Annotated in this window: 7 protein-coding genes; 6 read left to right on the top strand and 1 reads right to left on the bottom strand. The window is 65.5% G+C overall.

The annotated features are described in order from the left end of the window. Positions 1-254 precede the first annotated feature (254 nt). The 5 genes from CHB88_RS22225 to CHB88_RS22205 all read left to right on the top strand — a co-directional run bounded on the left by CHB88_RS22225 (position 255) and on the right by CHB88_RS22205 (position 5,903). Complete coding sequence (locus CHB88_RS22225) at positions 255-1,466, top strand: alpha-hydroxy acid oxidase (RefSeq protein ID WP_245845176.1); 1,212 nt, start codon at positions 255-257, stop codon at positions 1,464-1,466. Between the two features lie 78 nt (positions 1,467-1,544). Next, positions 1,545-2,561 (top strand): TRAP transporter substrate-binding protein, encoded by a 1,017-nt coding sequence (locus CHB88_RS22220; RefSeq protein WP_245845174.1) that lies wholly within the window; start codon positions 1,545-1,547, stop codon positions 2,559-2,561. 31 nt (positions 2,562-2,592) lie between these two features. Beyond that, positions 2,593-3,105 (top strand): TRAP transporter small permease, encoded by a 513-nt coding sequence (locus CHB88_RS22215; RefSeq protein ID WP_089401552.1) that lies wholly within the window; start codon positions 2,593-2,595, stop codon positions 3,103-3,105. Positions 3,106-3,115: 10 nt separating this feature from the next. Next, a complete protein-coding gene (locus CHB88_RS22210) occupies positions 3,116-4,417 on the top strand; it encodes a TRAP transporter large permease (RefSeq protein WP_089401546.1) in 1,302 nt (433 codons plus the stop codon). Between the two features lie 94 nt (positions 4,418-4,511). Continuing rightward, positions 4,512-5,903, top strand: coding sequence for an FAD-binding oxidoreductase (locus CHB88_RS22205; RefSeq protein ID WP_089401545.1), 1,392 nt, complete (start codon positions 4,512-4,514; stop codon positions 5,901-5,903). 71 nt (positions 5,904-5,974) lie between these two features. On the opposite strand, the gene CHB88_RS22200 is transcribed toward CHB88_RS22205, so the two are convergent. Beyond that, positions 5,975-6,826, bottom strand: a complete 852-nt coding sequence (locus CHB88_RS22200) for an alpha/beta fold hydrolase (protein ID WP_089401544.1) — start codon at positions 6,824-6,826, stop codon at positions 5,975-5,977. 102 nt (positions 6,827-6,928) lie between these two features. Here CHB88_RS22200 and CHB88_RS22195 point away from each other — a divergent pair, with 102 nt between their 5' ends. Continuing rightward, positions 6,929-7,780 carry a LysR family transcriptional regulator gene (locus tag CHB88_RS22195; protein ID WP_176442605.1) on the top strand — a complete coding sequence of 284 codons (852 nt, stop codon included), beginning with the start codon at positions 6,929-6,931 and terminating at the stop codon, positions 7,778-7,780. The last annotated feature ends 203 nt before the right edge of the window (positions 7,781-7,983 follow it).

Here is a 7,983-nt window from a genome sequence, read left to right as displayed (position 1 = left end):
GGGGTGAAAGGCAGCGGCTTCGGCCGCTTCGGCGGCAAGGCGGCGATTGCCGAGTTCACCGACCTGCGCTGGATCTCGGTGCAGACCGCCCCGCGCCACTATCCGTTCTAATGCCAACTGCCGCAAATGCGGCTGAAGGCGGCAAACAGCGGCGAGGCGGCGTGCAGGCATGCCGCTCCGCCCCTTTCATGAACAGGCAGGCCCGGAGCACAAGCGCCCAGATGGGAAGCAGCCAGATATTGAGCATTGCGGACATGCAGCGGCAAGCGCATCGCTGCCTGCCGAAGTTCGTTGCGGATTACGTCGAGGGCGGAGCCGAGGACGAGCAATGTCTGCAGCGGAACCGGGCCGACCTGCAGGCGCTTTGCCTGCTGCCGCAACAGCTTCAGGACACGTCGTCGATCGACACCGCCATCCGGGTTTTCGGCCAGTCGTGGCGCGCCCCGTTCGGCATTGCGCCGCTCGGGCTGAGCGGACTGGTGCGGGCCGGCGGCGACATCGACATGGCTCGCGCGGCCGCCTCGGCCGGCGTGCCCTTCATCCTGTCCTCCGCTTCCAATTGCCGCATCGAGGCGGTGCGCGACGCCGCGCCCGAAGGCATGCAATGGCTGCAGCTCTATGTGATGAGCGACCGCGCCATCGCCGAACAGATGGTGCGGCGCGCGCGGCAGGCCCGGTATGCCGCCCTAGTGCTGACGGTGGATGTGCCGGTCAGCGGATATCGCCAGCGCGACATGCGCAACGGGCTCCGGCTGCCGTTTCGGCCGACGCCGCGCATGATGCTCGACATGATGAAGCGCCCGGCATGGCTGTGGCGCATGGCGCATGCCGGCATGCCGCGCTTCGTCAATCTGGTCGAATCCGAAACCGGGCAAGCCTCGCCGCAGGCCCAGGCTGCCCTGCTGGCGCGGGAAATGGACCGGCGCCTAGCATGGGAAGACATCGCCTGGCTGCGCCGCCTGTGGAATGGCCCGCTTCTGGTGGAGGGCTTGCTGCATCCCGCCGACGTGCAGCGGGCGCAGCGCGCCGGCGTGGATGGCGTGATCGTCTCCAACCACGGCGGACGCCAGCTGGATGCGGCGCCATCGACGATCCGCATGCTGCCGGCGGCGCTCGACGCAGCGGCGGGACGGCTGCCGGTATTCATCGACGGCGGCTTCAGGCGCGGCAGCGACATCGCCAAGGCGCTGGCGCTGGGCGCGGCCGGCGTCTTCATCGGCAGGCCAGCGCTGTATGGCCTGGCTGCTAATGGAGAAGAAGGCGTATCCACCGTACTGCGACTGCTCGAAGAGGAACTGGCACGAACGATGACGCTGCTCGGCACATCCGGCATAGGCAATCTGGGACCTCAGTACCTGCATCTGTCGGAACACACCTTGCCGGCGACGGACTTGCAGCGCGAATTTCAAAAGCCTCCAGGCATCGTCAGTGGCACCCAGCCGCTGGCGCGTGCCGGCGTCGGATGAGGCAGTACGCCTGGATTACTCAGTTTTATAAAAGTGCCGCAACGGCACGCTTCAATACCAACAATGAGGAGATTCAAAATGAAGATTGCATTCGGTATCGCCCTATCGGTCCTGGGCATGGCGGCCGGCCTGGCGCAGGCGCAGGACAAGCCCGTCCAGCTCAAGATTTCGACCTGGGTGCCGGCCCAGCATCCGCTCAATCCATCGCTTCAGGCCTGGGCGGACGACATCAAGAAGGCTTCCGGCGGCACCATCAGTTCGTCACTGTTCCCCTCGGAGCAGCTTGGCAAGGCCTTCGACCACTATGACATGACGCGCGACGGCATCGCCGACCTGGCCTACATCAGCCCGGGATACCAGCCGGGCCGCTTCCCGGTCATCGCCGGCGCGGCGCTGCCCTTCCTCTTCGCCAACGGCAAGGGCGGCACCGCGGCGCTGGACGAGTGGTATCGCCAGTACGCGGCCAAGGAAATGAAGGACATCAAGGTCTGCATGGCCTTCGTCCACGACCCGGGCTCCCTGCACTCGGTAAAGAAAGTCACGCTGCCGACCGACGTCAAGGGCATGAAGGTCAGGCCGGCGACGGCCACCGTCGGCCAGGTCATCACCGCCCTCGGCGGCACCAATGTGCAGGCCTCTGCGCCGGAATCGCGCGACATGCTGGAGCGCGGCGTGGCCGACGCGATCACTTTCCCCTGGGCCTCGCTCGGCCTGTTCGGCATCGACAAGGTCACCAAGTTCCACCTCGACGTGCCGCTGTACACCACGCCCTACGTGCTCGGCATGAACAAGGCCAAGTACGACGGCATGTCGGCGGCGCAGAAGAAGGTGATCGACGACCACTGCACCACCGCCTGGGCGGAGAAGATCGCCACGCCGTGGGCCGACTTCGAATTCGGCGGCCGCGCCAAGATCGCGGCGCTGAGCGGCCACGAGATGGTGAAGCTCACGCCCGACCAGCTCGGCCAGTGGAAGAAGGCGGTGGCGCCGGCGGAGAACCAGTGGGCCGAGAGCGTCAAGAAAGCGGGCCAGGATCCCGCCGCCGTGATGAACTCGCTCAAGCAGACCCTGGCCAAGCACAATTCCGGGCTGTGAAGCGCGCATGCAAATCGTCTGGGAGGCCAGCTTGAAACAATCGTTCATGGACAGGGTGATCGATACGATCGAATGGCTGGCCGCCATCTTCGTCGGCCTGGTCGCCCTGGATATCTTCGTCTCGGTGCTGCTGCGGAAGTTCTTCAACACCTCGATTCCGGACAGCTACGACTTCGGCCGCATGCTGCTCGGCATCCTGATCTTCTGGGGCATCGCCGCCACCAGCTACCGCGGCGGCCACATCACGGTGGACCTGGTATGGACCAACGTCGGCCCGCGCGCGCGGCGCTGGATCGACGTCTTCGCCACGCTGGTCCTGCTGTTCGTCGTGACGGTGCAGACCATCACGTTGTTTGACAAGGTAAGGCAGACCTATATCGACAATGTGCTGACCTATGACATGAACATTCCGACCTGGCCGTTCTTCGCGATCGGCTGGCTGGGCGACGTGTCGGCGGTGCTGCTGATCGCGATCAGGACTTACCGGCTTGTCTTTCAGCCCGAAGCGCTGGAAGACAAACACGACGCCAACTATAACGAGTAGGGTAGGACACATGAGTTCTGATGCAGTTGCCTTGATTGGCTTCGTTTCGCTGTTCGTGCTGATGCTGCTGCGGGTACCGGTCGGCATGGCCATGGGCCTGGTCGGCATCACCGGCTACAGCTACCTGACCGGCTTCGCGCCCGCCATGAAGCTGATCGGCCAGACCTCGATGCGCACGGTGACCGACTACACCTTCGGCGTCATCCCGATGTTCATGCTGATGGGCGCCTTCGTCTCGATCTCCGGCGTCAGCAAGGAACTGTTCCGCGCGGCGAACAGCTTCCTGGGGCATCTGAAAGGCGGGCTTGGCGTGGCGACGGTGGTAGCCTGCGGCGGCTTCGCCGCCATCTGCGGCTCTTCGGTGGCGACGGCGGCGACCTTCGCCGGCGTGGCTTATCCCGAGATGCGGCGCTACGGCTACCCGAAGTCCTTCTCCAGCGGCGTGATCGCCGCCGGCGGCACGCTCGGCGCCATGCTGCCGCCTTCGACGGTGCTGGCGGTCTACGCCATCATCACCCAGCAGGACATCGGCAAGCTGTTCATGGCCGGCATCCTGCCGGGCATGCTCGCGCTGGCGATGTACGTGCTGACCATCTCGATTCTGGTCAGGGTCAGGCCCGATCTGCTGCCGGCCGGCAAGGCCACGTCGTGGGGCGAGCGATTCCGGGGCCTGAAGGATGTCTGGGCGCCGCTGACGCTGTTCGCCTTCGTCATCGGCGGCCTCTACGGCGGCCTGTTCACGCCGACCGAAGCGGGCGGCATGGGCGCTGGCGGCGCCTTCCTGCTCGGCGTGCTGCGAAGGAAGCTGTCGCGCGCCCAGATCCGTGAGGCGCTGCTGCAGGCCACGCGCACCTCGGCCGCGGTGTTCACCGTGCTCATCGGCGCGCTGCTGTTCGGCTATTTCCTCACCATCACCCAGGTCCCGCAGAAGCTCACCGAGATGCTCACCGGCCTGGGGCTCGGCCGCTACGGCGTGCTGGCGCTGATCATGGTGATGTACCTGGTGCTGGGTTGCCTGATGGATGCCATGGCGATGATCATCCTGACCGTGCCGATCATATTCCCGGTGGTGACCGCGCTCGGCTTCGATCCGATATGGTTCGGCATCATCATCGTGATGACGGTGGAACTCGGCCTGATCCACCCACCGGTGGGCATGAACGTGTTCGTCATCAAGAGCGTGGTGCATGAGCTCAGCTTCTCCACCATCTTCAAGGGCGTCATTCCCTTCGTCATCACCGATCTGCTGCGCCTGGTCATCCTGATCGCCTTCCCGATCATCGCGCTGTATCTCCCCCAGCGCATGGGATAGGGCCGGCGAAACGCTCCTGCAATGACGTGCCCGGCGCTGCCGCGGGGCAGGCGCGTCATGGGAAAGGGCATCACCCATATCACCGAGGCTTCACATGGATTCCCTGATTCATCGCCTGCAGGCATTGCTGCGCGCCGATCAGTGCCTGGTCGGGCTGGACATCGAGCCGCGCTATCTCGGCGACACGATGGAAAAACTGTCCGGCGCGCTGCCGCTGGCGGTGGTGCGCCCGGAATCGGTGGCGCAGGTATCGGCGATCCTCAGGTCCTGCAACGATGCCGGCGTGGGGGTGGTCCCGCAGGGCGGCGCGACCGGGCTGGCGGGAGGCGCGACGCCGGCCGGCGATTGCATCGTCCTGTCGCTGGAGCGCATGCGCGGGGTCGAGGAAATCGATCCGGCGGCCCGGACCCTGACGGCGTGGGCGGGCACGCCGCTGCAGGCGGTGCAGGAGGCGGCCTGGGATGCGGGCTTCTTCTACCCGGTCGATATCGGCGGCCGCGGCTCCTGCCAAATCGGCGGCAACGTCGCCACCAATGCCGGCGGCAACCGCGTCATCCGCTACGGCATGACGCGGGACCAAGTGCTGGGGCTGGAAGTCGTGCTGGCGGACGGCACCGTGCTGACCTCGCTCAACAAGATGATGAAGAACAATGCCGGCTACGACCTGAAGCAGCATTTCATCGGCAGCGAGGGCACCCTCGGCGTGATCACCCGCGTGGTGCTGCGCCTGCAGCCGCAGCCGCGCAGCACCTGCACCGCGCTATGCGCGGTATCCGGATATGAGGATGTGCTCCGCCTGCTGCAGGCGCTGCAGGGCAGCCTCGGCAACGCGCTTTCCGCCTTCGAAGTGATGTGGCCGGATTTCTACGAACTGATCACGACCCGGGTTCCGGGGCGGCCGGCGCCGCTGGCGCAGGGCCATGGCGCCTATGTGCTGATCGAGGCCAGCGGGTCTGACGCGGCCAGGGACCAGGCGCTTTTCCAGGCGGCGCTGGAAGGGGTGCTGGAGCAGGGCATCGTGGAAGATGCGGTGATCGCCCAGTCGCAGGCCGAGGCACGGCGCTTGTGGGCGATCAGGGATGGCTCGGGCGAGTTTCGGTCGGTGTTCTGGCCCCATGTCGGCTTCGATGTCAGCCTGCCCGCGGGCGATATCGGCCGCTTCGTCGCGGCCTGCACCGATGCGGTCCGCCGGCGCTGGCCGGAGGCGAAGACTGTCTTCTTCGGCCATGTCGGCGATTCGAACATCCATATCGGCGTCAAGGCCGGGGAGGGCGATCAGCCGACCGATGACATCGACGCCATCGTCTACGGGCTGGTGCGGGACTGGGCCGGTTCGGTCTCGGCGGAGCATGGCATCGGCCTGCTGAAGCGGCACTACCTGCGCTATTCGCGAAGCGAGGAAGAGATCGCCCTGATGAAGCGCATCAAGCGCACGCTCGATCCGCGCAATATCCTAAACCCGGCGAAGATATTCGAGATGCAGTAGGCGCAGGCCGGGGCCATCGCGCCCTGCCGTCCGCGTCCGGGCTTCCCGCTTTCCCCGAATTGTCCGGCGCTTCAGGCGGCCGCAAAGTCCTGGATCATCTGGTTGAACACGGCCGGGCTGGCCGCGTTCATGCCGTGCGAGGCGCCGGCGACGGTTTGCTTGTCCGCATCGCGCATCCATTCGGCGAGCGCGCCCACGGTATGGCGATACATGCGCGGACTCCGTTCGCCTTCGATCAACAAGGTCCGGCACCCCACCTCGGCGGCGGCGGCGCGGGTGTAGGCCGGCAGAGGATCGCGGAACTGCTTCGGAAGCGTAGATGCATTATCGAATGCCATCGTGCGGAAGCCCGAGGGGCTCCTGCGCCATACGCCCGGCATGCTCACCGAGTCGACGAAGAGTTCCAGTCCGGCTTCGGTCGCGCCATTCTCGATCAGCTCCGCGACCTTCGCCCGCACCGCATGCACCGCCGGCGGCAGGACCGCTGCCGGCTCGCCATCGATCTGCAGCGGGCCGCCCGGATCGGCGAGGGTCAGCGTCTTCACCAGGTGCGGATACTCGCGCGCCAGCTGGAACGCAACGCAGCCGCCGCGTGAATGGCCGACCAGGTGCACCGGCCCGAGGTCCATGGCACTGATGAATTCGGCCAGTTCCGCCACATGGGTCTTCCAGCCGAATTCCGCCTGGATACTCGCATCGTCGACCGGCCAGTAATGGCTGAGACTGATCGAGATGCAGAGGAAATGCGCCGACAGGGAACGCGTCTGGCTGTTCCAGTAGCGGTAATCGCAGAGCGAACCGTGCACGAAGACCAGCGGTTCGCCGGAACCCGAAGCCACGTAGGGAATGCAGACGCCGGAAGGGATCCTGGCGAAGCACAGCTCGCGGGTGACGAATACGGATGGGTTGATTCTGGCGTTCATGGGCACCTCCTTTTCATCACTATGCCCGATACGCTTATCTAAGAAAATCGCGTAATATTGATCGTATTTATCAGATTTTCTGATGCCAACAGTCCGACACCCATGAAAGCACTCGACCTGGACGTTCTGGCCATGATCGTGGCGGTGGCCGATACCGGCAACATCAGCCGCGCGGCGGAGGTCGTGCATCGCTCCCAGTCTGCGGTGAGCATGCAGATCAAGACGCTCGAAACGGCGCTCGGCAAGCCGCTCTTCGTGCGCCGCCCGCGAAGCGTCACGCCGACGCAGGACGGCGAGGTGCTGCTGACCTTCGCACGGCGCATGCTGGCCCTGCGCGACGAAGCCTGGGCGGCGGTGGTGCGGCCCGACGTCACCGGCCGCGTCGTCATCGGCGTGCCCGACGACTATGCCGCCTCGCTGCTGCCGTCCATCTTCAAGAAATTTTCCGCGACCTATCCGCGGGTCGAGATCCAGGTGGTCGGATTGCCGAGCGTGGCGCTGGCGCCGATGGTGAAGGAAGGAACGGTCGACCTGGTCTGCGCGACGCGGGTCAAGGGCTTGTCGGGGGAATTCATCCGCTTCGAACCGATGGTTTGGGCCGCATCGCCGAGCGTGAACGACATCTGGCGCGAGCGGCCGCTGCCGATCGCGGTTTTCCTGCCGGGCAGCGTCGCGCGCGAAAACGCCGTGCGCAGCCTGGAACGGGCGAAGATCTCCTACCGGACTTCCTACGAGAGCCCGAGCCTGATGGGCTTGCTCAGCATGGTGGAGGCAGGGCTCGCCGTGGCGCCGCTTGCCCGCTGCGCGGTGCCTGCCCACCTGAGCCTGCTCGGCCAGGCGCAGGGACTGCCGGAAATGCCCGCGCTGGAAGTCATCCTTGCGCGCAGCGCCAAGTCGAATCGACCGCCGTGCGACTTCCTCGCCGAAAAGATCATGTCGGAGCTGCGGCGCTGAGTACGGTTTCAGCACACTTGCTTCCGAAGAAGTTTTGCTACACTGCCCGAAGACGCGGCCGCAACGGCCATCCGGTGCATGCGGCACGGTGCGTCAAACGACAAGAAAACGGAGGCCGGCACGAGGCCGGCGTCGTACCCACCACATCAGGGAGATCGGCATGCGCACCATGGCAACCTCATCGTTGAAATCATCTCGTACTG

It is taken from the genome of Noviherbaspirillum humi (assembly GCF_900188095.1).
In the GTDB taxonomy this organism is placed as follows: Bacteria; Pseudomonadota; Gammaproteobacteria; order Burkholderiales; family Burkholderiaceae_D; genus Noviherbaspirillum; species Noviherbaspirillum humi.
This window is presented reverse-complemented; position numbering and strand designations above follow the sequence as displayed.

Coding starts and splice junctions, on each gene's coding strand:
- CHB88_RS22195 (WP_176442605.1), top strand. CDS start 6,929: ATGAAAGCACTCGACCTGGACGTTCTGGCCATGATCGTGGCGGTGGCC.
- CHB88_RS22225 (WP_245845176.1), top strand. CDS start 255: ATGCAGCGGCAAGCGCATCGCTGCCTGCCGAAGTTCGTTGCGGATTAC.
- CHB88_RS22210 (WP_089401546.1), top strand. CDS start 3,116: ATGAGTTCTGATGCAGTTGCCTTGATTGGCTTCGTTTCGCTGTTCGTG.
- CHB88_RS22205 (WP_089401545.1), top strand. CDS start 4,512: ATGGATTCCCTGATTCATCGCCTGCAGGCATTGCTGCGCGCCGATCAG.
- CHB88_RS22220 (WP_245845174.1), top strand. CDS start 1,545: ATGAAGATTGCATTCGGTATCGCCCTATCGGTCCTGGGCATGGCGGCC.
- CHB88_RS22200 (WP_089401544.1), bottom strand. CDS start 6,826: ATGAACGCCAGAATCAACCCATCCGTATTCGTCACCCGCGAGCTGTGC.